The organism is Onishia taeanensis (assembly GCF_900100755.1).
Classification (GTDB): domain Bacteria; phylum Pseudomonadota; class Gammaproteobacteria; order Pseudomonadales; family Halomonadaceae; genus Onishia; species Onishia taeanensis.
The window spans coordinates 56,172-82,350 of the sequence record NZ_FNCI01000005.1 but is presented as its reverse complement, the minus strand read 5'-3'; the positions used below and the strand labels follow the sequence as shown (position 1 = coordinate 82,350).

Below are 26,179 nucleotides of genomic sequence, written 5' to 3'. Positions count from 1 at the left end.
CGTCCTTGACCAAGGGGCCCTTGGCGGGGCCGGGATTCCACCTGTCATTGACTGACATGTGTATCATATCGGGACCATCTCTTCAGACTCGACCCCATCAGGGTCGACCCGGCACCTAAGGAGGGACATCGTGATCAAGGTGGGCATTGTCGGAGGCACCGGCTATACCGGCGTAGAACTGCTGCGGCTACTGGCCCAGCATCCTCAGGTCGAAGTCGCGGCCATTACCTCGCGTTCCGAAGCGGGCCTCGCCGTGGACGAGCTCTATCCCAATCTGCGCGGTCACTATCCGGGGCTGGCCTTCACCGCCCCGGACGCCGAACTGCTGGGCCGCTGTGATGCGGTATTCTTCGCCACCCCGCACGGCGTTGCTCATGCACTGGCCGGCGACCTACTCGAGCGCGGCACCCGCGTGATCGACCTATCCGCCGACTTCCGTCTGGAAGACGCCGAGGAATGGGCGCAGTGGTACGGTCAGCCCCACGGCGCCCCGGCGCTGCTCGAGGAGGCCGTCTACGGACTGCCCGAAGTCAATCGCGAGGCCATCCGCAAAGCACGCCTGATCGCGGTACCGGGCTGCTACCCGACCGCCGTGCAGCTAGGGCTGCTGCCACTGCTCGAGAGCGGCCTGATCGACATCGAGCATGTGATCGCCGACTGCAAGTCAGGCGTCACCGGCGCCGGAAGAGGCGCCAAGGTTGGCTCACTGCTGGCCGAGGCCAGCGAATCCATGAAGGCCTATGGCGCCAGCGGTCACCGCCACCTGCCCGAGATCCGCCAGGGCCTTGGTCGCGCGGCCAAGAAACCGGTAGGCCTGACCTTCGTGCCTCATCTGACACCGATGATTCGCGGCATCCACGCCACGCTCTTCGGGCGGCTGACGCAGGAACCGGGCGACCTGCAGGCGCTGTTTGAAGACCGCTTCAAGGACGAACCCGCTGTTGATGTCATGCCCGCCGGCAGTCATCCGGAGACCCGCAGCGTCAAAGGCAGCGACATTTGCCGGCTGGCCGTGCATCGTCCCGGCGGCGGCGACACCGTGGTGGTGCTCTCCGTGATCGACAACCTGGTCAAGGGCGCCTCCGGCCAGGCCATCCAGAACCTCAACCTGATGTTCGGCTTCGATGAGATGGCAGGCCTTAACGCCCCGGCGTTGATGCCCTGACGTCCCTCTTCGCCTATTCCCAAGGGTGCCGGAGCTAGGTCACAGCGAAGGTCCTCTGCCATGGATGGCAGAGGTAGCGCCCAGGGATGGGTTTACAGCGCCTTCGCAGGTGACCTGGCTACGGCTTAGCCCAGCAAAAGTTGACCCTTTTGCTGGGGATTGGGGATAATCACTGCATGAACCCCATTCCATCAACCGCGGGAGAATCTCCATGAGCGGTGCCGAATCTTTCGACCCCGGGTCCGTCAAGCCGATGCAGCTGTCCCCCAGCGCCCAACAGCGCCTGCGCGGGCTGATCGCCGAAGAGGGCAACGCCGCATTGAAGCTGCGTGTCTATGTCACCGGCGGTGGCTGCTCGGGCTTTCAGTACGGTTTCGATTTTGCCGATGATGCCAGCGAAGACGACACCCTGATCGCCTTTGACGACGTCGCCATGATCGTCGATCCGCTGTCCTATCAATACCTTGTCGGTTCCACGGTCGACTACGAAGAAGGCCTGGCTGGCGCACGCTTCGTGATTCAGAACCCCAACGCCACCAGCACCTGCGGCTGCGGCGCCTCCTTCATGGTGTAAAACACCGTCAAAATGGCGCTTTTTTCTTCAACTTGACGCTTCCCCGGGAACTCGCCATTGTTAAAGGCGTGTTCCGTAAACAAAATTTCCAAACGGGGAACCTCATGTCAACACTGCATAAAAAAGCCTCTCTGCTGTCCGCTCTTGCCCTCGGCCTTGGCATGTCCACCCTCGCCAGTGCTGCCGACCAGCCGACCCTCGATGTGGTCACCGACCCGAGTTTCGTCCCCTTCGAGATGATGGATACTGACTCCGGCCAGATGGTCGGTTTCGATATCGACATCATCAACGAAGTCGCCGATCGCGCCGGCTTCGATATCAACCTCAACACCATGGACTTCAACGGCATCATCCCGGCGATCCAGACCGGTAACGTGGATATCGCCATTGCCGGTATCACCATCACCAACGAGCGCAGCGAGATCGTCGACTTCTCCGACCCCTACTACGATAGCGGCCTGCGCATCATGGTCGCCGCCAACGACGACAGCATCAGCAACATCGACGACCTGGCCGGCAAGACCATCGGCACCAAGATCGGTTCGACCAGCTACGACTTCCTCACTGAAAACCTCGGTGACGAGGCCACCATCACGCCCTATCCGGGCAGCTCCGACATGTACATGGCACTGCTCGGCGGCAGCGTCGATGCCGTCTTCTATGACGCGCCCAACGTCGGCTACTTCTCCAAGACCCGCGGCGAAGGCCGTGCCAAGGTCGTGGGACCGCTCTACGAAGGCCAGCAGTACGGCATCGCCCTCGTCAAGGGCAGCGAGTGGGTCGAGCCCGTCAACGAGGCCCTCGCCGCCATGCGTGAAGACGGCACCTACGACGATATCCACGAAAAGTGGTTTGGTAGCGCCGAATAACGCGGCCAGCTGTCGCCGTGTCTGAAGCGTTTGCGAACGACTGGACATGGCTCAGTCGCAGGGGGTCGAGTCACTAGGCTCGGCCCCTTTGCGTAGCGCCCTTTACAACGCCTTCTTTACCCCCTCTATCTGATGAGCTTCTGGACGGGAGATCCCTCGTGGACGTCACCTTTCAATTCGACTGGCATGCCGCCATATCCTCGATTCCCTACTTGCTGACGGGGATTCCCTACACCCTGCTGATTTCATTCGGTGGTCTCGCCATCGGCTTTCTGATCGGCATCCTGTTTGGCCTGTTGCGCATCAGCCCGGTCGCCTGGCTGCGCATTCCCGCCATCGCCTATATCGAGATCTTCCGCGGCACGCCGGTGCTGGTGCAGGTGCTCTTCATCTTCTATGGCCTGCCGCAGATCATTGGCGGCCCGGTCAATGCGCTGGTGGCCGGTATCGCGGCCATTGCGGTCAACTCCGGTGCCTATATCTCGGAAATCGTGCGCGGTGGCGTGCAATCCATCGAACGCGGCCAGCGAGAAGCCAGCCTGTCGCTTGGCTTGTCGCGCACTCAGTCGTTCCGCTACGTGATCTGGCCCCAAGCCTTTCGCCGCATGATTCCCTCGCTTGGCAACCAGGGCATCATCAGCATCAAAGATACCTCGCTGTTCTCGGTGATCGGCGTCGGGGAGCTGGTCCGCCAGGGTCAGATCTATATCGCCACCACCTTCAGTGCCCTGGAGGTCTATCTCATGGTCGCCCTGATGTATCTCGCGATAACCCTGAGCCTCTCGCTGGCCCTGCGCCTGCTCGAGCGCAAGGGACTGGTAGGTCAATAACGCCGGTAAACGCACATCGATACAACGAGAGAAACGATCATGATAGATATCAAGAAAAAACCCGGCGCCGAACTGATCGTGCGCATGGAGAAGGTCAACAAGTTCTTCGGCAGCCTGCACGTGCTGCAGGACATCGATCTTTCAGTCACGCACGGCGAAGTAGTAGTGATCATCGGCGCCAGCGGCTCTGGCAAGTCCACCCTGATCCGCTGCATCAACGGCCTCGAGGAATTCCAGCACGGCCATATCGAAGTCGACGGCAACCAGCTGCTGCCAAATGGCAAGAGCAGCAAGTCGCTGCAGACCATCCGCACGGAAGTCGGCATGGTCTTCCAGCAGTTCAATCTCTTCCCGCATCTTAGCGTGCGCGACAACGTCACCCTGGCACCGATCAAGGTCCGCGGCACCAGCGAGTCCGATGCCATCGAGAACGCCGACAGGCTGCTCGAGCAGGTCAACATCGCCGACCAGGCCGATAAGCTGCCAGGTCAGCTCTCAGGCGGCCAACAGCAGCGCGTGGCGCTGGCCCGTGCCCTGGCCATGGAACCGCGGCTGATGCTCTTCGACGAGCCCACCTCGGCCCTGGACCCGGAGATGATAGGCGAGGTGCTGGATGCCATGCGCGAGCTCGCCAAGGCCGGCATGACGATGATGATCGTGACCCACGAGATGGGCTTTGCCCGGGAAGTGGCTGATCGCGTGATCTATATCCACAAGGGGCAGATCGTCGAGCAGGGCAAGCCGGAAGAGGTGTTCGACAACCCACAGAATGAACGCACCCAGAGCTTCCTTGGGCGCGTTCTCAAGCACTGACCCAAGAACTAACGCAAGAGGAGCAGCGCGCGGCTCATAGGCGATAAATCGCTCCGCTAGCGCTGCAAAAAACCTGATTTTGGCACTTCAAAGGGCCTGTCGACTTCTCGACAGGCCCTTTTTTTGGCTGTGGACAAGTTTTTTTCATAAAGGCCCCAAATCCTTCCACGAACACCGGCATCAGCGTCTTCGAGCATATCGGCCTGCCATGTTGACCACCAGGCTAACAACCCGGGCTAGGCTCGGTGGATAACCTTGGGTCATTTAGGTTTGTGGACAAGGCGCCCTTTCATCCACAGGCTCACGACAAGCTGTACGCACGCCCTCCGCCGTTTTTCACACGATCGGTCAACATTTCAGGCTATTGATAAAAATAGAGATATTCTGGTTTTCCACAGAAAGTGTCCACACCAGTAGTTACTACAACAACAGAACTTCTTTCTTATTTAATCTGTATTTTATATAGAACCCCGCTTTGAATCCTGGCTTCGGATCTGGGTGTGGAAAACCCCTGACGGTTACCCACAGGAGGTTTATACTGTGCCGCTGATTTCTCACCCCGTCGGTTGACGACGGTTATGGACACGGCGCCATCGGCGCCATTCGAGGTGCAACGTGGATTACCCCGACCGTTTTGACGTCATCGTCATCGGCGGAGGCCATGCGGGAACCGAAGCCGCCCTGGCCTCTGCTCGCATGGGTGCCAAGACCCTGCTGCTGACTCACAACATCGAGACCCTGGGCCAGATGTCCTGCAATCCGGCCATCGGCGGGATCGGCAAGAGCCATCTGGTCAAGGAGATCGATGCGCTAGGTGGCGCCATGGCGCTGGCCACCGACGTCGGCGGCATCCAATTTCGCCGGCTCAATGCCCGCAAGGGGCCTGCCGTGCGTGCCACTCGCGCCCAGGCCGACCGAGTCCGCTACAAAGCGGCGATTCGCGGCATGCTGGAAAGCCAGCCCAATCTGACGATTTTCCAGCAGGCAGCCGGCGACCTGATCGTCGATGGCGACACCGTGCGTGGCGCCGTCACCGAAACCGGCATTCGCTTTCTGGGCGAGAGCGTGGTGCTGTGCACCGGTACCTTCCTCGGTGGCGTGATCCATATCGGCCTCGACAAAAGCCGCGGCGGACGCGCCGGTGATGCGCCATCGAATGCCCTGGCGGAACGCCTGCGGGCGCTGCCCTTCAACGTCGCCCGACTGAAGACCGGCACACCGCCGCGCATCGATGCACGCACCGTCGATTTCACCCATCTCGAAGAGCAGCCCGGCGACAGCCCGGTGCCAGTGATGTCGTATCTGGGTAACCGGGAGATGCATCCCGACCAGGTCAGTTGTCACATCGCGCATACCAATGAGCGTACTCACGAGATCATCTTCGCTAACCTCGACCGATCGCCGATGTATTCCGGCACCATCGAGGGCGTTGGCCCGCGTTATTGCCCCTCCATCGAGGACAAGGTGCATCGCTTTGCCGACAAGGCGAGCCACCAGATATTCCTGGAGCCTGAGGGCCTGGATACCCACGAGCTCTATCCCAACGGGATTTCCACCTCGCTGCCCTTCGACGTGCAGCTCGAGGTAGTGCGCTCGATCAAGGGGCTGGAAAACGCCCACATCACGCGTCCCGGCTACGCCATCGAGTACGATTTCTTCGATCCCCGTGATCTGAAGCACACCCTGGAAACCAAGTTTATCCACAACCTGTACTTCGCCGGGCAGATCAACGGCACTACCGGTTACGAGGAAGCCGGTGCCCAGGGGCTGCTGGCAGGCCTCAATGCCGCACGCCGCGCGCACGGGCTCGAGGGCTGGTCGCCGCGTCGCGATCAAGCCTACCTCGGCGTACTGGTCGACGACCTGATCACCCTGGGGACCCAGGAGCCCTACCGCATGTTCACCTCGCGGGCCGAGTATCGCCTGCTGCTGCGTGAGGACAACGCGGACCTGCGCCTGACCGAGATCGGCCGGGAGCTGGGGCTTGTGGATGACGCCCGCTGGGAAGCCTTCAACACCAAGCGTGAGGCCATCGAGCAGGAGGCCGCGCGCCTCAAGGCTAGCTTCGTGCAGCCGGGCAGCGAGGCCGCCGCCACGCTCGAGGCCAAAATCGAGAAACCGTTGACCCGCGAGTACAGCCTCACCGAACTGCTGCGTCGCCCCGAACTCGAGTATGCCGACGTTGCCGGGCTTCCCGGCGTCGCCGGCGAGCCGGTCGCCGATCCGGCGGTGGCCGAGCAGGTGCAGATCCAGACCAAGTACCAGGGGTATATCGATCGTCAGCAGGAAGAAATCGACAAGCTCAAGCGTCACGAGGCGACGCCGTTGCCCGCCGATCTAGACTATCAGCGGGTCGAAGGGCTCTCCCATGAGATCCGCCAGAAGCTCGAGTCCGCACGCCCGGAGACCCTGGCGCATGCCGGGCGTATCTCCGGGGTGACCCCGGCGGCGGTGTCGATCCTGCTGATTCACCTGAAGAAGCGCCGCCTGCTCAACGACAGTCAGGCGGTGAGCGCATGAATCAGGCGCTCACCAACGCCGTTCCCGAGGCCGTGGCGGCCCGGCTGGATGCTGGGCTAGCGGCCCTCGATATTGCGCCCGATGAAGGCCAGCGCGAACGTCTGCTGGGCCTGCTGGCCTTGTTGCACAAGTGGAATCGCGCCTATAACCTCACCGCGGTACGCTCGCTCGATGATATGGTCACCAAACACCTGCTCGACAGCGCCTCGGTGCTTGACCATGTGCAGGGTCCGCGACTGCTCGATGTCGGTGCCGGCCCCGGGCTGCCGGGACTGGTACTGGCCATTCTCAAGCCGGAACTTGACGTCACGCTGCTCGACAGCAACGGCAAGAAGGTGCGTTTCCAGCGCCAAGCGGTGTTCGAACTGGGCCTGACCAACGTCACGCCCAGCCAGGCGAGGGTCGAGTCCTTCGACGCCGCGCCCTTCGATCAGGTGATTTCTCGAGCCTTCGCCAGTCTCGAGGACTTCATCGGTTTGACCGAGGCGCTGCTGGCAAAGGACGGTGAATGGTTGGCCATGAAGGGCAAGGCCAGCGACGAAGAGTTGGCCGCCCTGCCTGACGGCGTGACCCTCGTCGAGCGACGCGCCCTCGCCGTACCCGGTGAGGAAGGCGCGCGCCACCTGCTGACGCTGGCTCGCCATACCGACTGATACAGCGCTGCAATGCGACCACCAAGGCTGCCCCGGTTTTCAGGGAGCCGGACCCAGGAAGGATGCCGCTCGTGACCAAGATCATCGCCTTGACCAACCAGAAGGGCGGGGTGGGCAAGACCACCACGGCCGTCAATCTCGCCGCCAGCCTGGCGGCGCTCGACCGCCGCGTGCTGCTGGTCGACCTCGACCCTCAGGGCCATGCCACCATGGGCAGCGGCGTCGACAAGCATGAGCTCGACGGCAGCGTCCTGGACGTGCTGCTTGGCGATAAGCGCGCCTCCGAGGTGATCCTGGATTGCCCCATCGCCGGCTATGCGCTCTTGCCCGGTAACGGCGACCTGACCGCCGCGGAGGTAGCGCTGCTCGACCGTGAAGAGGGCCGCGAGCGCTGCCTTCAAGAGGCTATCCAGAGCGTGGCCAGCGAGTATGACGTGGTGCTGATCGACAGCCCGCCCTCGCTGAACATGCTCACCGTTAACGCCCTGACCGCCGCTCACGGCGTGCTGATTCCGCTGCAGTGCGAGTTCTATGCCCTCGAGGGGCTCTCGGCGCTGCTCGATACCGTCGAGCAGCTGCAGGCGAGCGTCAATCCGAGCCTCGAGGTGCTGGGCATCGTGCGCACCATGTTCGATGCGCGTAACAGCCTGACCCGCGATGTCAGCAAGCAGCTGATGGACTATTTCGGCGATGGCCTGCTCAAGACCACCATCCCCCGCAACGTGCGCGTCGCCGAGGCCCCGAGTCACGGTCTGCCGGTGACCAAATATGCCCGCTTCTCCCGCGGCAGCCAGGCCTATCGGGTGCTGGCCAAGGAGCTGATTCGTCGTCAGCTGATCTAGCCACCTGAACGAACAGCGCGGTAATGTCAGCGTGAGTGGCGCTAATGCATGGCCTGAGCCCGCGGCCGAACGGTCGATGCTGGCTGCACGGGGGACTCTAATGTTGGATCGATTTCGAGGATTGCCAGATGACGCGTAAGCGAGCCCTGGGACGAGGCCTGGATGCCCTGATCGGTGCCGGTTCCCGCCATCGTTCTCTTCAGCCCGATGAGAGTCTTGACGCTGCCGACGGCGAGGTCATGGTGCCGATCGATGCCGCAGAAGACCTCGCCCCGCAGGATCAGGAGCGACTCGAACGCCTGCCGCTCGGACAGTTGACCCGTGGCAAGTACCAGCCGCGCCGCGATATCCAGCCCGAGGCGCTTGAGGAACTGGCCGACTCGATCCGCTCCCAGGGGGTGATGCAGCCCATCGTGGTGCGCCCGATCGGTGACGACCGCTACGAGATCATCGCCGGTGAACGGCGCTGGCGTGCCGCCCAGCTGGCCGAGCTCGACGTCATCCCCGCGGTCATCCGCGAGGTCAGCGACCAGGTCGCCTTGGCCCTGGCGGTGATCGAGAACATCCAGCGCGAGAACCTCAACCCGGTCGAAGAGGCGATGGCCCTCAAGCGCCTACAGGACGAATTCGAGCTGACCCAGCAGCAGGTCGCCGATGCCGTGGGCAAGTCGCGGGCCCAGGTCGCCAACCTGATGCGGCTTCTGTCGCTGGACCCGGAAGTGCAGACCCTGCTCGAGCGCGGCGATCTGGACATGGGCCATGCCCGCGCCCTGCTGGCGCTCTCCGGGGCGGCGCAGCGCTCGGCGGCGCACGATGTGGTCGACAAGGACCTGACGGTGCGCGCCACCGAAGCCCTGGTGAAGCAGTTGCTCGAAGGCGCGCCGACCAAGCCCGACAGCCAGCCTCGCTCGACCGATGTGGTGCGCCTCGAGAATCAGCTCGGTGAGCTGCTGGGCGCCCCGGTGAAGATCCAGCACGGTCGCAGCGGCAAGGGACGCCTGACCATTCGCTACACCAGCCTCGACGAGCTGGATGGCATCCTTGGGCATATTCGCTAAGCTGATAACGCCTACATTCGTCTTAGCTTCTTTTAGCAAGCTAACGTGATTTGTCGACGTTTAGCGTGCTATTGGTCGTCTACTCAAGCAATATCGTACAAAATCGCGATAGCTTTGGTTGAAGCCGCCAAGGGCCTTCCCTATAATCGCGCCGGAGTTTGTCGTGAGTTAAGCGGCAGAAACGAACAGACGATAGCGTGAGACGACGCGAGGCAGGGAGTTTCCGGTGGCAGCCAAGCTCAAGCGACCACCCATCGCACGCCTGCTCGTGGCCCAGAGTCTCATGCTGGCCGTGGTTAGCGTCCTCGGGATGCTGGCCGCCGGGATGGGCGGTGGGGCATCGGCGCTGACCGGAAGCGCCGTGGCACTGTTGCCCAATGCCTATTTCGTCTGGCGCGCCTTTCGTTACCAGGGCGCGCGACATACTCAAGACATCGTCAAGGGCTTCTATCGAGCTGAAGCCGGCAAGTTTGGTTTGACGGTGGCATTGTTCACGCTGGTATTCGTGGCAGTGCCCCCCTCAAATCCCGCTTTCTTCTTTGGCGCTTACGTGGCGACGCTGTTGGTGCACTGGCTGGGTCCCTGGCTTTTGCGTCGACAGTCGCACACCTGAAATTGAGGCAGAGTATGGCAGGCAACAACCAGACTCCTACGGAGTACATTCAGCACCACCTGCAGAACCTGACCTTCGGGAATCACCCGGAAAACGGTTGGTCGATGGCGCATTCCGCTCAGGAAGCGTCCGACATGGGGTTCTGGGCAATTCACCTCGACACGCTTGGCTGGTCAATCGGCCTGGGGGTGCTGTTTCTGTGGCTGTTCCGCAAGGCCGGCAAGGCGGCGACCACCGGTGTCCCCTCGGGGCTGCAGAACTTCGTCGAGCTGATGGTCGAATTCGTCGACAACTCGGTGAAGGACACCTTCCACGGCAAGAGCCAGCTGATCGCCCCGCTGTCGCTGACCATCTTCTGCTGGGTCTTCCTGATGAACCTGATGGACCTAGTGCCGGTGGACATTCTGCCGATGCTCGCCCAGAAGATCGGGGTGATGTTTGGCGCTGACCCGGCCCACGTCTATTTCAAGGTCGTGCCGACCACCGACATCAACGCCACTCTGGGCATGTCGCTGTCTGTCTTTGGCCTCATCATCTTCTACACCATTCGCGAGAAGGGCATTACCGGCTTCATTGGTGAACTGACGCTGCATCCGTTCAATTCGCCCAACAAGCTGGTTCAGGCGCTGTTCGTGCCGGTCAACTTCTTGCTCGAGACCGTAACTCTGCTGGCCAAGCCGGTATCGCTCGGTCTGCGTCTGTTCGGCAACATGTATGCCGGTGAGCTGATCTTCATCCTGGTCGCCATGATCGGGCTTTGGCAGCTGCCGCTGCACTTCACCTGGGCGGTGTTCCACATCCTGGTCATCACCCTGCAGGCCTTCATCTTCATGATGCTGACCATCGTCTATCTGAGCATGGCGGTGGAGAAGCACTAAGCTTCATAACCGATAACCCTTAACCCCTTAACCCTTAACCACTTGACTGAAAACTGGAGAGAACCATGGAAGCACAAGTTCTGGGTATGACCGCTATCGCCGTGTCCCTGCTGATCGGCCTGGGTGCCCTCGGCACCGCTATCGGCTTCGGTATCCTCGGCGGTAAGTTCCTGGAAGGCGCCGCGCGTCAGCCGGAAATGATTCCGATGCTGCAGGTGAAGATGTTCATCGTCGCTGGCCTGCTGGACGCCGTGACCATGATCGGTGTGGGTATCGCGCTGTTCTTCACCTTCGCCAATCCGTTTGTCGGTTAAATCGCGACGGTCTCAAGACCCGTCGTGATCTTAACCCCAAACCTGTGACGCGAGAGGTGCCGGCGTGAATCTGAACCTTACCCTGATCGGCCAGGCCATTGCCTTTGCGGTCTTCGTCTGGTTCTGCATGAAGTATGTATGGCCACCGGTCATGCAAGCTCTGCAGGAGCGCCAGAAGAAGATCGCCGATGGCCTGGACGCTGCCAGCCGCGCGACACGCGACCTCGAGGTGGCCCAAGAAGAGGCCAACGAGACACTGCGTGAGAGCAAGGAACAGGCAGCAGAAATCCTGGACCAGGCCCACAAGCGGTCCAGCCAGATGATCGAGGAAGCACGTGAGCAGGCTCGCCAAGAAGGCGAGCGCATGATCACCTCTGCCAAGTCCGAGATCGAGCAGGAAGTGAACCGCGCGAAGGAAGAGCTGCGTGCACAGGTATCGCGCCTCGCCATTGCTGGCGCGGAGCGCATCCTGGAATCCTCCATCGACGAGAAGAAGCACAGCGAACTTGTCGACAAACTCGCCAAAGAGCTTTGAGGAGGTGACCCATGGCGGAAATGTCTACCGTCGCACGTCCTTACGCTAAAGCGGCCTTCGAATACGCGCTTGGCAAGAAGGCGCTCGACGACTGGTCCGGCATGCTGGCAACGCTTGCGCAGGTCGCCCAAGACGGCGATGTGCGTGAGCGAGTGCTGAGTAACCCTCAGCTGACCAGCACCCAGAAAGCGGACCTGCTCCTCGATCTTTGCGGCGACGCCGTGAATGACGAGGTCGGCAATTTCCTGCGCCAGGTCGGCTCCAAGGGACGCCTGGCCGCGCTGCCGGCAATTGCCGAGAAGTTTGAGCTGCTCAAGGCCCAGCAAGAAAAGCGCATGGACGTGAATATCGTCTCTGCCTTTGCGCTGGACGACGCACAGCAAGAAAAGCTCGCGAGTGCACTGGCCAAGCGTCTGAACCGCGAAATCTCCATTACCACTCAGGTGGATTCCACCCTCCTGGGAGGCGTCATCCTGCGCGCCGGCGACACCGTCATTGACGGGTCGGTGCGCGGTCGACTGAACCGCCTCCACGAGGCCCTTTCCGCCTGAGTCTGAGGGACATGGCATGCAGCAACTGAATCCTTCCGAGATCAGCGACATCATCAAACAGCGTATTGAAAAGCTGGATGTCGCATCCGAAGCCCGTAATGAGGGCACCATCGTCAGCGTGTCTGACGGTATCGTGAAGATCCACGGTCTGGCCGACGCAATGTTCGGCGAGATGATCGAATTCCCCGGCGGCATCTACGGCATGACGCTGAACCTCGAGCGGGATAGCGTCGGCGCGGTCGTGCTCGGCGACTATCAGCAGCTCGAAGAGGGCATGACCGCACAATGCACCGGTCGCGTCCTCGAGGTGCCGGTGGGCCCGGAACTGGTCGGCCGCGTGGTCGATGCGCTGGGTAACCCCATCGATGGCAAGGGCGACATCAACGCCAAGCTGACCGATGCGGTAGAAAAGGTCGCGCCGGGCGTTATCACCCGTCAGTCCGTTGACGAGCCGATCCAGACCGGTCTCAAGTCCATCGACGCCATGGTGCCGATCGGCCGCGGTCAGCGTGAGCTGATCATCGGCGACCGTCAGATTGGTAAGTCGGCGATCGCCATCGACGCGATCATCAACCAGAAAGGCAAGGGCATCACCTGCGTCTACGTGGCGATCGGTCAGAAGCAGTCGACCATTGCCAACGTGGTGCGCAAGCTCGAAGAGCACGGTGCCCTGGAGCACACCATCGTGGTAGCGGCCGGCGCAGCCGACCCGGCCCCGATGCAGTTCCTCGCCGCCTACTCCGGTTGCACCATGGGCGAGTACTTCCGCGACCGTGGCGAAGACGCCATGATCGTCTACGACGACCTGTCCAAGCAGGCCGTGGCCTACCGTCAGACCTCGCTGCTGCTGCGTCGTCCGCCGGGCCGTGAAGCCTTCCCGGGTGACGTCTTCTATCTCCACTCGCGTCTGCTGGAGCGCGCCGCGCGCGTCAACGCCGACTACGTGGAGAAGTTCACCAACGGTGAAGTCAAGGGCAAGACCGGCTCGCTGACCGCGCTGCCGATCATCGAGACCCAGGGCGGCGACGTCTCGGCATTCGTTCCGACCAACGTGATCTCCATCACCGACGGTCAGATCTTCCTCGAGACCAACCTGTTCAACTCGGGCATCCGCCCGGCGATCAACGCCGGTCTGTCGGTATCCCGTGTCGGCGGCTCGGCTCAGACCAAGATCGTCAAGAAGCTTGGCGGTAGCGTGCGTCTGGCCCTGGCTCAGTACCGTGAGCTGGCGGCGTTCTCGCAGTTCGCTTCCGACCTCGACGATGCGACCCGCAAGCAGCTCGAGCACGGTCAGCGCGTCACCGAGCTGATGAAGCAGAAACAGTACTCGCCGATGTCCGTGGCCGAGATGGCACTGTCCCTGTACGCCGCCAACGAAGGCTTCCTGGACGATGTCGACGTCAGCAAGGTGCTCGACTTCGAGCATGCTCTGCATGCTTACATGAAGGACGAACACAGCGATCTGCTCGACAAGATCAATGCCAGCGGCGACTACAACGACGAGATCAAGTCAGGCCTCAAGGCCGGTCTCGAGAAGTTCAAGGCCACTCAGAGCTGGTGATTTCCCGGCCCGGTCAGGGCGTGTCCCGGCCGGGCCACGGAGAGTTCTGAGGGCCACGAACGAAAGGTAGATCGCTATGGCAGCTGGAAAAGAGATACGCACCCAGATCGGGAGCATCAAGAATACGCAGAAGATCACCAGCGCCATGGAAATGGTGGCTGCATCGAAAATGCGTAAAGCCCAGGAGCGCATGTCGGCCAGTCAGCCGTATGCGCGCCAGATCCGCAATGTCGTTGGCCATATCGCCAACGCCAACCCCGAGTATCGCCATGACTACATGGTCGATCGCGAGGTCAAGCGGGTCGGTTTCATCGTGGTCTCCACCGACCGCGGCCTGTGCGGCGGCCTGAACGCTAACCTGTTCAAGGCCGTGCTCAAGGATGCCAAGGCGTGGCAGGACAAGGGCGTCGAGCTCGACTTCTGCGCGCTGGGCGCCAAGGCCAGCGGCTTCTTCCGCAAGTACGGTGGACGCCTGGTGTCGGCCACCAGTGGCATGGGCGAAGCCCCCGAGATCGAAGATCTGATCGGCAGCGTCAAGGTGATGCTGGAAGCCTACGATGCGGGCCAGCTCGACCGGCTCTACGTGGTGCACAACCAGTTCGTGAACACCATGACCCAGAAGCCGGCCGTGCGGCAGCTGCTGCCGCTGTCTCCCGACATGGGTGCTGACAACTCGCAAGACGAAGAACACAGCCGTCCCGCAAACTGGGACTACCTGTATGAGCCGGATGCCAAGGTGCTGCTGGACCGGCTGCTGGTGCGCTTCATCGAATCCCAGGTCTATCAGGGCGTGGTCGAGAACGTCGCCTGTGAACAGGCAGCGCGAATGATCGCGATGAAGAGTGCCACCGACAATGCCGGCGACCTGATCGACGAGCTTCAACTGGTGTACAACAAGGCCCGTCAGGCTGCGATTACCCAGGAAATCTCCGAGATCGTTGGCGGCGCGGCAGCCGTATAGCGCCACTGGGCCTGGCCGTCGCTCGGCGACTGGCCGCCCAGGCACACAGGTTTCATTTGCAGGTATCTAAGAGGAACCAAGATGAGCGGACGTATCGTACAGATCATCGGCGCGGTGATTGACGTAGAGTTTCCGCGGGACTCAGTTCCCAAGGTCTACGACGCGCTGAATGTCTCGCAGAGCGAGACCGTACTCGAGGTCCAGCAGCAGCTGGGCGACGGCGTGGTGCGCACCATCGCCATGGGCTCCACCGAAGGCCTCAAGCGTGGCACTGAGGTCGAGAACACCGGTGCTGCCATCTCCGTGCCGGTCGGCAAGGAGACCCTGGGCCGTATCATGAACGTGCTCGGCCAGCCGATCGACGAAGCAGGCGAGATCGGTGAGCAAGAGCGCATGCCGATCCACCGCAAGGCCCCGGGCTATGCGGATCAGGCCGCGACCAGCGAGCTGCTCGAGACCGGCATCAAGGTCATCGACCTGGTCTGCCCGTTCGCCAAGGGCGGTAAGGTCGGCCTGTTCGGCGGCGCCGGCGTCGGCAAGACCGTCAACATGATGGAGCTGATTCGCAACATCGCCACCGAGCACAGCGGTTACTCCGTGTTCGCCGGTGTTGGCGAGCGTACCCGTGAGGGTAACGACTTCTATCACGAGATGACCGAATCCAACGTTATCGACAAGGTATCGCTGGTCTACGGCCAGATGAACGAGCCGCCCGGGAACCGCCTGCGCGTGGCCCTGACCGGCCTGACCATCGCCGAGAAGTTCCGCGATGAAGGCCGTGACGTGCTGCTGTTCGTCGACAACATCTACCGTTACACCCTGGCCGGCACCGAGGTGTCTGCACTGCTGGGTCGTATGCCGTCAGCGGTAGGCTATCAGCCGACCCTGGCCGAGGAGATGGGTGTCCTGCAGGAGCGCATCACCTCCACCAAGGATGGCTCGATCACCTCCGTGCAGGCCGTCTACGTGCCCGCGGATGACTTGACCGACCCGTCACCGGCCACCACCTTCTCGCACCTGGATGCGACCGTGGTACTGGCGCGTTCGATCGCCGAGCTGGGTATCTATCCGGCCATCGATCCGCTCGACTCCACGTCTCGCCAGCTCGATCCGCTGGTGGTGGGCGACGAGCACTACGACACGGCCCGCCGCGTGCAGGGCGTGCTGCAGCGCTACAAGGAGCTCAAGGACATCATCGCGATCCTGGGCATGGACGAGCTGTCTGATGAAGACAAGCTGGCCGTGAACCGGGCGCGTAAGATCCAGCGCTTCCTGTCGCAGCCGTTCTTCGTGGCCGAGGTGTTTACCGGTTCTCCGGGTAAATACGTGTCCCTGAAGGAAACCATCCGTGGCTTCCAGGGCATCCTGAATGGCGATTACGACGAGCTGCCGGAGCAGGCCTTCTACATGGTTGGCACCATCGACGAAGCCGTCGAGAAAGCCAACTCCATGAAGTAAGGTCGTCCACCCTACGGGAGCCCCAGAGGGGACATAGCTATGGCGAAAAGCTTCAAGTGCGAGATCGTCAGCGCCGAGGCTTCGATCTTTTCCGGTGCCGTCGAGCAGGTGATTGCGGCAGGCGTGATGGGTGACCTGGGGATTCTCCCGGGTCACACCCCGCTGCTTTCCGAGCTGTCGCCGGGACCGGTGCGGGTCATTCACGACGGCGGTCAGGAGTATCATTACTACGTCACGGGTGGCTTCATCGAAGTCCAGCCCGAGGTGGTGACGATTCTGGCTGACACCGCCGTGCGCGCCGACGATCTGGATGAGGCGGCTGCCGAAGAGGCCCGCCAGCATGCACTGAAGGAACTCAACGACAGCAACGCCGACCTCGATTACTCGCGGGCTTCTTCAGAGCTCGCCGAGGCCGTTGCCCAGTTGCGTACCATTCAGCAATTGCGCAAGAAGGCCGGCAAGGGCTAAGTCTTACCCTTAGCCGTCCGCGACGCCCCTTGGACTCCGGTTCAAGGGGCGTTTTTGTGTCGGCACTGGCCGTCTTGTCACATGCGGTGAGGTATTTTAGGCAGCTATCCATAGACAGCATCGGAGTCAGGAGGATGCGATGGCAATGACAGATGGCCTGCAGGCTGACAAGGCGCTGCTTGAAACCGCCCTTGTGCAAAAGGATCAGACTGCTCTGGAGGCCTTGCTTGGCAAGCGACGCTCCGCGGATGTGGCCGAACTGCTCGAAACCTTCATCGACGATGACGATGACGAGGCAACGGCGCTTGCGCTGCTCGAGACGCTGTCGTTCGAGCGGGGCGGCAATGTCTTCAGCTACCTGCAGGATGAGACTCAGCAGCGGCTTGCCGACGGCATGGCCGACAAGTGGCTGGTCAAGCTGCTCGAGGAGATGGGGTCGGACGAGCGCGCCGACTTCTTCAACCTAGTTGGCGAGGATCGCCGCGAGGCCTTGCTGCGGCGCATGGCGCGCCACGAACGGGAGGAAGTCCTGCATCTGGCGAGTTATCAGGAAGGCACTGCCGGGGCGCTGATGACCGCTGACTATGTGGCCATTCCGGCTGGGCTGAGCGTGTCACAGGCAATGATGCGGGCCCGCCAGACGGCGCCGGATGCCGAGACCGTTTACCAGATTTATATTCTCGATGGCGATGGTCGACTCATCGGCACCCTGTCGCTGCGTCAGCTGATGGTGGCCCGTCCCGGTGCCGCGGTGGACGACCTGATGATTCGCGACGTTATCCACACCCGGGTGGACGCCGAGCAGGAAGACGTGGCCAAGCTGGTGGCCCGCTACGATCTGTTGGCCGTGCCGGTGGTGGATGACAGCGACCGTCTGGTGGGCATCGTTACCCATGATGACGCCCTGGACGTGGTCGAGGCCGAGGCCACTGAAGATATCCACAAGGGGATGTCGATCGGCCAGCTCGAGACCGGGGTCAGCCGAGTGCCGCTTTTGAAGCTGTATCGCAAGCGCATCGTTTGGCTGGTATTGCTGGTGTTCGGCAATCTTTTCTCGGGGGCGGGCATTGCCTTCTTCGAGGACACCATCGCCGCTCAGGTGGCGCTGGTCTTCTTCCTGCCGTTGCTGATCGGGAGTGGCGGCAACGCCGGCGCCCAGGCGGCCACCTTGACGGTACGTGGTATGGCCACCGGCGATGTCGGCGTACGCGACTGGGGCAAACTGATGGGCCGCGAGCTATTGGTGGCCGGCGCCCTAGGCCTGACCATGGCGCTGGCCGTGGCGCCGATTGGCGTGGTGCGCGGCGGCGAAGCGGTGGCCCTGGTGGTGGCGATCAGCATGATCACCATCGTGTTGTTTGGCAGCCTGCTCGGCATGTGTCTGCCTTTCCTGCTTGACCGCCTGGGCTGGGACCCGGCGACGGCGTCGGCGCCACTGGTGACCACGGTGATCGATGCCTGTGGGGTGGTGATCTACTTCAGCATCGCCAGTCATCTGCTGGGGCTTGGCTAGCCGTTTCAGATCAAGCGCTCGGTTGGATAGCCTTGCTAGGGCAAGAGGCGAGAACAAGCGGCGAAGGTCCAGGAGCGAGGGCGAGGACAAGACTCGGCCTGACGTGTATCCTCAAGCCCCACTTGGCGCGGACGCAGCAGGCAAGAGGCGTCTGGCGGGTTAACCCGATCAACGAAAGTGAATTTCATGGATTGGCTACAGGTCATCGTTCTGGCCCTGGTGCAGGGCATTTCCGAATTCTTGCCGGTCTCGAGTTCGGCCCATCTGGTGCTGGTGCCGGCCCTTACCGACTGGCCCGATCAGGGGCTGGCCTTCGATGTGGCGCTGCACGTCGGCAGCCTATCGGCGGTGGTGGTGTATTTCCGCCGCGATTTGCACAAGATGATGGCCAGCTGGTGTGGCTCGTTTACCCGACGTGGCCAGGATGAGAACTCGCGGCTCACCTGGTGGGTGATCCTGGCAACGATCCCGGTTGGCCTGGTGGGTCTTGCTTGTAAGGACCTGGTCGAGGCCAGTTTGCGCTCGGGCCTGGTGATCGGGGCGAGCCTGGCCTTCTTCGGACTGGTGCTGGGCTGGGCCGACCTTCGCCATCGCGGGGATCGCAACGAGTTCGATCTGACTTGGAAGGGGGCCCTGCTGATCGGCCTTGCCCAGGCGCTGGCGCTGATTCCGGGCACCTCGCGTTCGGGTATCACCATGACCGCGGCCCTGATGCTGGGCCTGAGTCGCGAGGCTTCGGCGCGATTTTCCTTCCTGCTGTCGATTCCCGTTATCGTGATGGCCGGCGGTCTCAAGACCTTCGACCTGCTTGAGTCACCCGTTGCCGTGGATTGGGCGGCACTGGCCGGTGGCACCCTGATGTCGGGAATCAGCGCTTATCTGTGCATTCATTATTTTCTGGCATTCATTCACCGTATCGGTATGCAGCCCTTCGTGATCTATCGCGTGGTTTTCGGGCTGTGGCTGGTGTGGTTCTTCTGGTAGGACAGCGATCATGACTCGACGCCTCCCCCTATTCGCGCTCTGCGCGCTGCTGCTCATGGTGTCGCTGAGCGGTTGTAGCGAGCCCCTCCGCGAGGCCCCGATTACCCTCAAGGGGCAGATTTTCGGCACTTACTATCAGGTGATTCTGGCCAAGCCGATGACCCGCGACCAGGTCGCCGATATCGAAGCCGGTATTCTCGATGAACTCGAGGCCGTCGATGCCTCGATGTCGACCTATCGTGAGGATTCGGAGCTCTCAAACTTCAATCGCTCTCCGCTCGGCGAGTGGCAGCCTCTCTCACCTGAGCTGATGCAGGTACTCGAGATCAGTCGGCAGGTCTCAAAAGCAAGCGATGGCGCCTTCGATATCACCGTGGGTGGCCTCGTGAATCTATGGAGCTTCGGTCCCGAAGCGCGCCCCGAGAAGGTACCGCCCGAGGATCAGCTTGAAGAACGTCTGGCCCAGATCGGCCCCGATAAGGTTGAATTGGATATAGAGGCCTGTCGGGCTCGGCGACTCAGCGATGTCTATGTGGATCTCTCGGCGGTGGCCAAGGGCTACGGCGTCGACCAGGTCGGCGACTATCTCGAGGCCCAGGGGGTCGACAACTTCCTGGTCGACATCGGCGGCGAACTGGTGCTGAGCGGCCATCGCGACGATAGCGGCGACCCTTGGCGGGTCGGGGTCGAGGTGCCGGACGAGCATCGCCAGGTGGCGCAGTACGTGCTGGCTCTGACCGACATGTCGGTGGCCACCTCGGGCGACTATCGCAACTACTTTGAAGAAGACGGCAAGCGCTATTCCCACACCATCGATCCGCGCACAGGACGCCCGGTCGAGCATGCGCTGGCGTCGGTGACGGTGCTGGGGGATACCACCGCCGACGCGGATGCCTGGGCGACCGCCCTTAGCGTGCTGGGCCCTCAGGCCTCCCTCGAGACGGCACGCCGCGAGGGACTGGCCGTGCTGACCCTCGAGCGCGACGGTGAGGGTTGGATCAGTCGGGTCAGCCCGGCCTTCGCCGAGCGAGTCGGCGATGCGGCGCTCGACAAGCTGGGGATTCCACGGCCGGATCAGGCGCCGGCGCAAGACGCTGACCAAACGCCGGTTGAAGACTCTTCCCAAATTTCGGTTGAAGACTCTGCCCAAGCACCGGTTGAAGATTCTGCCCAAGACAACGAGGAGACATGATGACACTCGACGTGGTGATTCTCGCCGCTGGCCAGGGAACGCGGATGCGCTCTCGTAAGCCCAAGGTTCTGCACACGCTGGCGGGCAAGCCGATGGTGCGTCATGTGATCGATACGGCGGCAGGCCTTGGCGCCGACAAGCTGCACGTGGTGATCGGCCACGGCAGTGATGACATGCGTCAGTCGCTTGGCGATGCCGGCGTGCATTTCGCCGTGCAGGAAGAACAGCTCGGCACTGGCCACGCTGTCGCCCAGACCCTCGATCAGCTCGGCCATGACAAGGTCTTGGTGCTCTACGGCGATGTGCCGCTGATTCGCCGTGAAACCCTCAGAGAACTGCTGGCTCGGGTCGATGAGGAGCATATGGGGCTGCTCAGCGTGACCCTGGAGGAACCCAAGGGCTATGGCCGCATTCTGCGTGACGCAGACGGCCAGGTGGTCGCCATCGTCGAGCACAAGGACGCCAGCGAAGCCGAGCGCGCGGTCAAGGAATGCAATACCGGCATCATGGCCATGACCGCGGCCCAGCTGAAACGCTGGCTGCCGCAGCTATCCGCCGACAACCAGCAGGGCGAGTATTATCTGACCGACGTGATCGCCATGGCCGCCGCCGAAGGGGTAGGGATCGTCACCGCTCAGCCGGCTACGCCGATCGAGGTCGAAGGCGTCAACAATCGTCAGCAGTTGGCGCGCCTGGAGCGGGCTTATCAGCATAGCGTTGCCGAACGCCTGATGACCGAGGGCGTTGCCCTGGCCGACCCGTCGCGGCTCGACGTGCGCGGGACCCTGACCTGCGGTCGTGACGTCGAGATCGACGTTGGCTGCGTCTTCGAGGGCGACGTCGAACTGGGCGAGGGCGTGCGCATCGGTCCCTACTGCGTGATCCGCGACAGTCATTTGGGTGCCGAGACGGTGGTCGAAGCCCATAGCGTGGTCGATCAGACGGTGGCCGCCGGCCACAACCAGATCGGCCCCTTCGCCCGGCTGCGCCCCGGCACTCAGCTTGCCGTCAAGGCCAAGGTCGGTAACTTCGTCGAGACCAAGAACGCCCGGGTCGGCGAAGGGAGCAAGATCAACCACCTGAGCTATGTCGGCGATGCCCGGCTTGGCGAGGGCGTGAACGTGGGTGCCGGCACCATCACCTGCAACTATGATGGCGTTAACAAGCACCGTACCGAGATCGGCGATGGCGCCTTCATCGGCTCCAATTCCGCCCTGGTCGCGCCGGTCAGCATCGGGGCGGGCGCTACTATCGGCGCCGGCTCGACCATCAGCAAGGATGTCGCTGACCACGCGCTTGCGGTGTCACGGGCGCGTCAGATCAGCAAGGCCGACTGGCCGCGGCCGACCAAGAGCGCCAAGGACTGAAGTAGCGTCAAAGACTGACGGCGCATCATACAGTGAATTTATCCGGCCCCGGGCACGAGACATTGAGACAGTGCCCGGGGCCGACTCGATGGCTCGACATGATGGTCCGGCTGTCGGCAAGCATGAGAGGAGAACGGCATGTGTGGAATCGTCGCAGCGGTCGCCGAGCGTAACGTACAGGGCATCCTGCTCGAAGGCCTGAAGCGCCTCGAGTATCGGGGCTATGACTCGGCCGGGATGGCCATACTAACGAACGAGGGGCGCCTCGAACGCCAGCGTGCCGCCGGCAAGGTGGCGGCCCTGGAAGCCTGTCTCGATGCCTCACCGCTGGTCGGTAGCGTGGGCATCGCCCATACCCGCTGGGCGACTCACGGCAAGCCCACCGAGCACAACGCCCATCCTCACCAGTCCGGCGACAGCCTGGCGGTCGTTCATAACGGCATCATCGAGAATTTCGAGATGCTCAAGACCGAGCTGGAAGGGCAGGGCTACGCCTTTACCTCGCAGACCGATACCGAGGTCATCGCTCACTTGGTCGGCCGCGAGTTTACCCTCGGCCAGGATCTGCTGGCATCGGTGCAGCGCGTGCTGGCGACGCTGGATGGCGCCTACGCGCTGGGGGTGGTTCACCGCGGCGAGCCCGATACCCTGATCGGCGCCCGCAAGGGCAGCCCGCTGGTGGTTGGCGTGGGCATCGAGGAGGCCTTCCTGGCCTCCGACCCGCTGGCGCTTCTGCAGGTCACCGACCGCTTCATCTATCTGCAGGAAGGTGACGTGGTGCGGCTGCGTCGCGGCGGCAGCATCGAGATCTTCGATGCTGCCGGGCAACTCGTCGAGCGGCCGATCCAGGTCTTCGAGCATGGCGACGGTGCCGCCAGCAAGGGCGAGTATCGCCACTTCATGCTCAAGGAAATCTACGAGCAGCCTCAGGTGATCGCGGCGACACTGGAAGGGCGTCTGGGTGAGCGCAGCGCCCTGATCGAGAGCTTCGGCAATGGCGCCGAGCAACTGCTGTCGAAGGTCAAGCAGGTGCATATCGTCGCCTGTGGCACCAGCTATCACGCGGGCCTGGTGGCGCGCTACTGGCTCGAGCAGTACGCCGGCATTCCCACCCAGGTCGAGGTAGCATCGGAATTTCGCTATCGCCGGGTGGTGGTGCCCGAGAACACCCTCTTCGTGACCCTGTCACAGTCAGGCGAGACCGCCGATACCCTGGCCGCGCTGCGCTTCGCCCGCGAGCTCGGCTACTTGGGAAGCCTGGCGATCTGCAACGTGCCCGGTAGCTCCCTGGTACGGGAATCCGATCTTACGCTGATGACCCAAGCCGGCCCCGAGATCGGTGTGGCCTCGACCAAGGCCTTCACGACCCAGCTTGTCGCCCTGATGCTGCTGACGCTAGGTCTTGGCAAGGTGAATGACATGGACGAGGCTCGCCAGGCCGAGATCGTCACGGCGCTGCGTGGCCTGCCCACTGTAATGGGCCGCGTGCTGGGGCTCGACGGCGATATAGAGGCGCTGTCCATGGCCTTCGCCGAGAAGCACCACGCGCTCTTTCTGGGCCGGGGCGCCCACTTCCCGATTGCCCTGGAAGGCGCGCTCAAGCTCAAGGAAATTTCCTATATCCACGCCGAGGCCTACCCTGCCGGTGAGCTCAAACACGGCCCGCTGGCGCTGGTCGATAGCGAAATGCCGGTGATCTCGGTGGCCCCCAACGACGCTCTGCTCGACAAGCTCAAGTCGAACCTGCAGGAAGTGCGTGCCCGGGGCGGCGAGCTCTATGTGTTCGCCGACGAGAGCGTGGGTCTAGAGAATGCCGAGGGCCTGCATGTGCTGCGCCTGCCCTACATCGACGAAGCCCTGGCGCCGATTCTTTACACCCTGCCGCTGCAGTTGCTGTCCTACCATGTCGCGGTGCTCAAGGGCACCGACGTCGATCAGCCGCGCAACCTGGCGAAGTCGGTCACCGTCGAATAGGCACTGGACCAACGGTCAGCAGTCGCAGTGTGTGTGGGAAGCACCAGCAACAAAGACTTGGCGTTGAGGCAATAACATGCCACCAGCGCCAAGTCTTTAACGTCATGGGGTTGTATCTAGTGATCAGGGGCTTTCCTTTGCGAAGCATTAATGAGCCAGCATGTTCTCTTTGATGTCTTTAGCGCTTAAGCCTGAAGGATGATAAGTCGGCAACATCTTCGAGCCATTCTTGACGATCATCACCCAGTAAAGATCAAAGTGCTGTGCATCAGTCTTGTAGATGGATCATCAAGGCTGACCCCTGCCGCTGCATATCCACTGACGGGTTGCCCTGCGATATTGAACGGCAGGGCAATTTGCTCCATGCCGACCCAGGAGAGCGCTCCGGTGATTTGACTCCGGCTATCGGCTATATCGGCGTGTTGTCGCTGCATGAATTAGCTCCAGGAAGGGAATGGATCAGGCAGCGTGAGCCATAATTCCCGGCCGGCAATCAGCTCCTCATTACTAAGCAGGCACGCGTCTAACGCTTCACGGATCCGTGCCTTATCGAGGTGTTGTCCAATGAACACCAGTTCCTGTCGCATGTCGCCGAATGGCTCCTGCCATTTATCCAGGATGGCGGCGCGAAAATCCGGGTCATCCGGCCAATTAGCCTCATCCACTGCCTTCCAGAACATGCCGGCAAAGCCATAATGGGCGATACCGCCTGCCTGGCTCCATTGGCCAGCAAAATGGGGCCTGCTGGCGAGCCAGAAGAACCCCTTTGAACGTAATAGGTCCTTACCTAACCAGTCACTATGTAGCAGGTCGAAGAATTTCTGCGGATGGAAAGGGCGCCGGGCATGATAGGCAAAACTCGAGATACCGTACTCTTCGGTTTCCGGCAGGTGCTCGCCGCGTAGTTCTTTTAACCAGCCGGGAGCTTGCTGAGCGCGCTCGAAATTAAAGCGTCCGGTTTCGAGTACTTTGTCCAGTGGCACCTGTCCATGTGTCATGGGCAGTATGTCGGCATCGGGATTCAGTGTTTGCAAAACGGCATGCAACTCATCCAGTTCACTTGCTGTGAGGAGATCCGTTTTGCTGATCAAGAGGACATCGCAAAATTCGATCTGATCGACTAGCAGGTCGGCAATATTGCGTTCGTCATCCTCTCCAAGGCTCTCGCCAGCCTCGGCAAGCGACTTCGCTTGCTGGTACTGGTGCAGGAAGTTGGCGCCATCCACCACGGTAACGAGGGTATCCAGGCTCGCCACTTGGGAGAGGCTTACGCCATCTTCATCGGCGAAGGTGAACGTCTCGGCGACCGGTAGTGGTTCGGATATCCCGGTGGACTCGATGACCAATGTATCGAAGCGTCCCTCATCGGCTAGCCGCCGAACTTCTATCAGCAGGTCCTCACGCAATGTGCAACAAATGCACCCATTGCTCATTTCGACGAGCCGTTCTTGTGCACGGTTCAACGCTACATCGTTGTCACCTGAGGATGCGCTATCCGAGGTGCCGCGTACCAAGGCGGCGTCGATGTTGACCTCGCTCATGTCGTTGACGATCACCGCCACACGACGCCCTTCGCGGTTGGCGAGGATATGGTTGAGCAGCGTTGTTTTACCGGCACCTAGAAATCCCGACAGGACGGTGACGGGTAGGGGGTTTTGCGCGGCTTCATCGATCGGCACTGGACTCTCCTTATGCTACATAAGCGTTGATCAATCGGTGCTGCTGTGAGGTAGTTGCTGCTTGGATGGCTGTAAAAGATACGTTATAACATAACTAATCTGCAACCCAACGCTGCTACGAGCTCGCTTTATGATGGCCACAACACCATGCCCACTGCCCTCTGACTACGATGAACCCTGCCGCCATGCGGAGGGCGCAGACGTTAGCGTCCTGCCGCGTATTTTCGACAGCGACATCAATATGGCCATCCTGCGCCGCAGGCTCCCACTCGATGTCGAGGCCGGTGCAAGGGCGCAGTGCCAAGCTGACAAGGCGCTGTCCGTATCCTGGCTCGGGCCTCCGGGGGATGGCCTGCGTGGCGAGCTAGAGCACCACCTTCATGACCTCCATACGAGTGCGCCGCTCATCGAGGATATCTTGACGCTTGCCGATGCCATGGCGTTTCTTTTCGACACCGCCAGTGTGGGATTGCGCCTGCGCTGCCTAGAAGCCGCCATGTGCCCGCGTTTCCACTGCGACAACTTGCCTGTCCGGCTCGTGACCACTTACTCGGGGCCCGGATCCGAATGGCTCCCCGAGCGGGCCGTCAATCGGCAAGGGTTGGGGGCGCCGAAACCGGGAAAACCCGACATCGTCACCTACCCTTCCGCGCTCCAGCAAGTGAATACCGGCGACATAGCCTTGCTCAAAGGCAGTGGCTGGGTCGGCAACGAGCAGCATCCCTTGGTACATCGCAGCCCGGAGCTCGCCGTGGGCCAGCGTCGCCTGCTACTGACCATTGACCCCGCCTAAGAGCAGGACGTGCA

At 61.8% G+C, this 26,179-nt stretch carries 26 protein-coding genes; 24 read left to right on the top strand and 2 right to left on the bottom strand.

Annotated elements, in window-relative coordinates:
- Window positions 1-130: 130 nt before the first annotated feature.
- The 23 genes from argC (at window position 131) to glmS (ending at window position 23,693) form a co-directional block, all read left to right on the top strand.
- Complete coding sequence (argC, locus tag BLR71_RS08955; RefSeq protein WP_092525244.1) at window positions 131-1,165, top strand: N-acetyl-gamma-glutamyl-phosphate reductase; 1,035 nt, start codon at window positions 131-133, stop codon at window positions 1,163-1,165.
- Window positions 1,166-1,376: 211 nt separating this feature from the next.
- Window positions 1,377-1,739: an iron-sulfur cluster insertion protein ErpA gene (erpA, locus tag BLR71_RS08950; protein ID WP_092525242.1), complete on the top strand. Its 363-nt coding sequence runs from the start codon at window positions 1,377-1,379 to the stop codon at window positions 1,737-1,739.
- Window positions 1,740-1,843: 104 nt separating this feature from the next.
- Window positions 1,844-2,608, top strand: coding sequence for a transporter substrate-binding domain-containing protein (locus tag BLR71_RS08945; RefSeq protein WP_092525240.1), 765 nt, complete (start codon window positions 1,844-1,846; stop codon window positions 2,606-2,608).
- Window positions 2,609-2,766: 158 nt separating this feature from the next.
- A complete protein-coding gene (locus BLR71_RS08940) occupies window positions 2,767-3,438 on the top strand; it encodes an amino acid ABC transporter permease (protein ID WP_092525238.1) in 672 nt (223 codons plus the stop codon).
- 39 nt (window positions 3,439-3,477) lie between these two features.
- Window positions 3,478-4,251, top strand: coding sequence for an amino acid ABC transporter ATP-binding protein (locus tag BLR71_RS08935; protein ID WP_092525236.1), 774 nt, complete (start codon window positions 3,478-3,480; stop codon window positions 4,249-4,251).
- Between the two features lie 615 nt (window positions 4,252-4,866).
- A complete protein-coding gene (gene mnmG / locus BLR71_RS08930) occupies window positions 4,867-6,771 on the top strand; it encodes a tRNA uridine-5-carboxymethylaminomethyl(34) synthesis enzyme MnmG (RefSeq protein ID WP_092525234.1) in 1,905 nt (634 codons plus the stop codon).
- The gene (gene rsmG / locus BLR71_RS08925) at window positions 6,768-7,424 is read left to right on the top strand and encodes a 16S rRNA (guanine(527)-N(7))-methyltransferase RsmG (protein ID WP_092525232.1); all 657 of its coding nucleotides are present in this window, start codon (window positions 6,768-6,770) and stop codon (window positions 7,422-7,424) included. Before mnmG ends, rsmG begins: the two co-directional genes overlap by 4 nt.
- A 71-nt stretch (window positions 7,425-7,495) precedes the next feature.
- Window positions 7,496-8,266, top strand: coding sequence for a ParA family protein (locus BLR71_RS08920; protein WP_092525429.1), 771 nt, complete (start codon window positions 7,496-7,498; stop codon window positions 8,264-8,266).
- A gap of 128 nt (window positions 8,267-8,394) precedes the next feature.
- The gene (locus tag BLR71_RS08915) at window positions 8,395-9,324 is read left to right on the top strand and encodes a ParB/RepB/Spo0J family partition protein (protein WP_092525230.1); all 930 of its coding nucleotides are present in this window, start codon (window positions 8,395-8,397) and stop codon (window positions 9,322-9,324) included.
- A gap of 226 nt (window positions 9,325-9,550) precedes the next feature.
- Window positions 9,551-9,937, top strand: a complete 387-nt coding sequence (locus tag BLR71_RS08910) for an ATP synthase subunit I (protein ID WP_092525228.1) — start codon at window positions 9,551-9,553, stop codon at window positions 9,935-9,937.
- Window positions 9,938-9,951: 14 nt separating this feature from the next.
- Window positions 9,952-10,815, top strand: a complete 864-nt coding sequence (gene atpB / locus BLR71_RS08905) for a F0F1 ATP synthase subunit A (protein WP_092525226.1) — start codon at window positions 9,952-9,954, stop codon at window positions 10,813-10,815.
- 65 nt (window positions 10,816-10,880) lie between these two features.
- Window positions 10,881-11,129: a F0F1 ATP synthase subunit C gene (atpE, locus tag BLR71_RS08900; RefSeq protein WP_013334203.1), complete on the top strand. Its 249-nt coding sequence runs from the start codon at window positions 10,881-10,883 to the stop codon at window positions 11,127-11,129.
- A 64-nt stretch (window positions 11,130-11,193) separates the two neighbouring features.
- Window positions 11,194-11,664 carry a F0F1 ATP synthase subunit B gene (locus BLR71_RS08895; RefSeq protein ID WP_092525225.1) on the top strand — a complete coding sequence of 157 codons (471 nt, stop codon included), beginning with the start codon at window positions 11,194-11,196 and terminating at the stop codon, window positions 11,662-11,664.
- 11 nt (window positions 11,665-11,675) lie between these two features.
- Window positions 11,676-12,215 (top strand): F0F1 ATP synthase subunit delta, encoded by a 540-nt coding sequence (locus BLR71_RS08890; RefSeq protein ID WP_092525223.1) that lies wholly within the window; start codon window positions 11,676-11,678, stop codon window positions 12,213-12,215.
- A 16-nt stretch (window positions 12,216-12,231) separates the two neighbouring features.
- Window positions 12,232-13,776 carry a F0F1 ATP synthase subunit alpha gene (gene atpA, locus BLR71_RS08885; protein WP_092525222.1) on the top strand — a complete coding sequence of 515 codons (1,545 nt, stop codon included), beginning with the start codon at window positions 12,232-12,234 and terminating at the stop codon, window positions 13,774-13,776.
- A gap of 76 nt (window positions 13,777-13,852) precedes the next feature.
- A complete protein-coding gene (atpG, locus tag BLR71_RS08880) occupies window positions 13,853-14,737 on the top strand; it encodes a F0F1 ATP synthase subunit gamma (protein ID WP_092525220.1) in 885 nt (294 codons plus the stop codon).
- Between the two features lie 81 nt (window positions 14,738-14,818).
- Window positions 14,819-16,195: a F0F1 ATP synthase subunit beta gene (atpD, locus tag BLR71_RS08875; protein ID WP_092525218.1), complete on the top strand. Its 1,377-nt coding sequence runs from the start codon at window positions 14,819-14,821 to the stop codon at window positions 16,193-16,195.
- 39 nt (window positions 16,196-16,234) lie between these two features.
- Entirely contained in the window at window positions 16,235-16,663 is a 429-nt protein-coding gene (locus BLR71_RS08870) for a F0F1 ATP synthase subunit epsilon (RefSeq protein ID WP_092525216.1), read from the top strand.
- A 139-nt stretch (window positions 16,664-16,802) separates the two neighbouring features.
- Window positions 16,803-18,176: a magnesium transporter gene (gene mgtE, locus BLR71_RS08865; RefSeq protein ID WP_092525215.1), complete on the top strand. Its 1,374-nt coding sequence runs from the start codon at window positions 16,803-16,805 to the stop codon at window positions 18,174-18,176.
- Between the two features lie 186 nt (window positions 18,177-18,362).
- Window positions 18,363-19,160: an undecaprenyl-diphosphate phosphatase gene (locus BLR71_RS08860; RefSeq protein ID WP_092525213.1), complete on the top strand. Its 798-nt coding sequence runs from the start codon at window positions 18,363-18,365 to the stop codon at window positions 19,158-19,160.
- Between the two features lie 10 nt (window positions 19,161-19,170).
- A complete protein-coding gene (locus BLR71_RS08855) occupies window positions 19,171-20,352 on the top strand; it encodes an FAD:protein FMN transferase (protein ID WP_092525212.1) in 1,182 nt (393 codons plus the stop codon).
- On the top strand, window positions 20,349-21,719 hold the full coding sequence (glmU, locus tag BLR71_RS08850; RefSeq protein ID WP_092525210.1) for a bifunctional UDP-N-acetylglucosamine diphosphorylase/glucosamine-1-phosphate N-acetyltransferase GlmU: 1,371 nt from the start codon (window positions 20,349-20,351) through the stop codon (window positions 21,717-21,719). Before BLR71_RS08855 ends, glmU begins: the two co-directional genes overlap by 4 nt.
- A 138-nt stretch (window positions 21,720-21,857) precedes the next feature.
- Window positions 21,858-23,693: a glutamine--fructose-6-phosphate transaminase (isomerizing) gene (glmS, locus tag BLR71_RS08845; RefSeq protein ID WP_092525208.1), complete on the top strand. Its 1,836-nt coding sequence runs from the start codon at window positions 21,858-21,860 to the stop codon at window positions 23,691-23,693.
- A 239-nt stretch (window positions 23,694-23,932) separates the two neighbouring features.
- On the opposite strand, the gene BLR71_RS08840 is transcribed toward glmS, so the two are convergent.
- Entirely contained in the window at window positions 23,933-24,127 is a 195-nt protein-coding gene (locus BLR71_RS08840) for a hypothetical protein (RefSeq protein WP_092525206.1), read from the bottom strand.
- A 3-nt stretch (window positions 24,128-24,130) separates the two neighbouring features.
- On the bottom strand, window positions 24,131-25,372 hold the full coding sequence (gene zigA / locus BLR71_RS08835; RefSeq protein WP_245696389.1) for a zinc metallochaperone GTPase ZigA: 1,242 nt from the start codon (window positions 25,370-25,372) through the stop codon (window positions 24,131-24,133).
- A 133-nt stretch (window positions 25,373-25,505) separates the two neighbouring features.
- Here zigA and BLR71_RS08830 point away from each other — a divergent pair, with 133 nt between their 5' ends.
- Window positions 25,506-26,165: a DUF1826 domain-containing protein gene (locus BLR71_RS08830; protein ID WP_092525425.1), complete on the top strand. Its 660-nt coding sequence runs from the start codon at window positions 25,506-25,508 to the stop codon at window positions 26,163-26,165.
- The last annotated feature ends 14 nt before the right edge of the window (window positions 26,166-26,179 follow it).

Bases quoted from the DNA above. Each gene is read 5' to 3' on its own strand.
- erpA (WP_092525242.1), top strand. From the start codon at position 1,377: ATGAGCGGTGCCGAATCTTTCGACCCCGGGTCCGTCAAGCCGATGCAG.
- BLR71_RS08945 (WP_092525240.1), top strand. From the start codon at position 1,844: ATGTCAACACTGCATAAAAAAGCCTCTCTGCTGTCCGCTCTTGCCCTC.
- BLR71_RS08935 (WP_092525236.1), top strand. From the start codon at position 3,478: ATGATAGATATCAAGAAAAAACCCGGCGCCGAACTGATCGTGCGCATG.
- rsmG (WP_092525232.1), top strand. From the start codon at position 6,768: ATGAATCAGGCGCTCACCAACGCCGTTCCCGAGGCCGTGGCGGCCCGG.
- BLR71_RS08915 (WP_092525230.1), top strand. From the start codon at position 8,395: ATGACGCGTAAGCGAGCCCTGGGACGAGGCCTGGATGCCCTGATCGGT.
- atpB (WP_092525226.1), top strand. From the start codon at position 9,952: ATGGCAGGCAACAACCAGACTCCTACGGAGTACATTCAGCACCACCTG.
- atpE (WP_013334203.1), top strand. From the start codon at position 10,881: ATGGAAGCACAAGTTCTGGGTATGACCGCTATCGCCGTGTCCCTGCTG.
- BLR71_RS08890 (WP_092525223.1), top strand. From the start codon at position 11,676: ATGGCGGAAATGTCTACCGTCGCACGTCCTTACGCTAAAGCGGCCTTC.
- atpA (WP_092525222.1), top strand. From the start codon at position 12,232: ATGCAGCAACTGAATCCTTCCGAGATCAGCGACATCATCAAACAGCGT.
- atpG (WP_092525220.1), top strand. From the start codon at position 13,853: ATGGCAGCTGGAAAAGAGATACGCACCCAGATCGGGAGCATCAAGAAT.
- atpD (WP_092525218.1), top strand. From the start codon at position 14,819: ATGAGCGGACGTATCGTACAGATCATCGGCGCGGTGATTGACGTAGAG.
- BLR71_RS08870 (WP_092525216.1), top strand. From the start codon at position 16,235: ATGGCGAAAAGCTTCAAGTGCGAGATCGTCAGCGCCGAGGCTTCGATC.
- mgtE (WP_092525215.1), top strand. From the start codon at position 16,803: ATGGCAATGACAGATGGCCTGCAGGCTGACAAGGCGCTGCTTGAAACC.
- BLR71_RS08860 (WP_092525213.1), top strand. From the start codon at position 18,363: ATGGATTGGCTACAGGTCATCGTTCTGGCCCTGGTGCAGGGCATTTCC.
- BLR71_RS08855 (WP_092525212.1), top strand. From the start codon at position 19,171: ATGACTCGACGCCTCCCCCTATTCGCGCTCTGCGCGCTGCTGCTCATG.
- glmU (WP_092525210.1), top strand. From the start codon at position 20,349: ATGATGACACTCGACGTGGTGATTCTCGCCGCTGGCCAGGGAACGCGG.
- glmS (WP_092525208.1), top strand. From the start codon at position 21,858: ATGTGTGGAATCGTCGCAGCGGTCGCCGAGCGTAACGTACAGGGCATC.
- BLR71_RS08840 (WP_092525206.1), bottom strand. From the start codon at position 24,127: ATGCAGCGACAACACGCCGATATAGCCGATAGCCGGAGTCAAATCACC.
- BLR71_RS08830 (WP_092525425.1), top strand. From the start codon at position 25,506: ATGGCCACAACACCATGCCCACTGCCCTCTGACTACGATGAACCCTGC.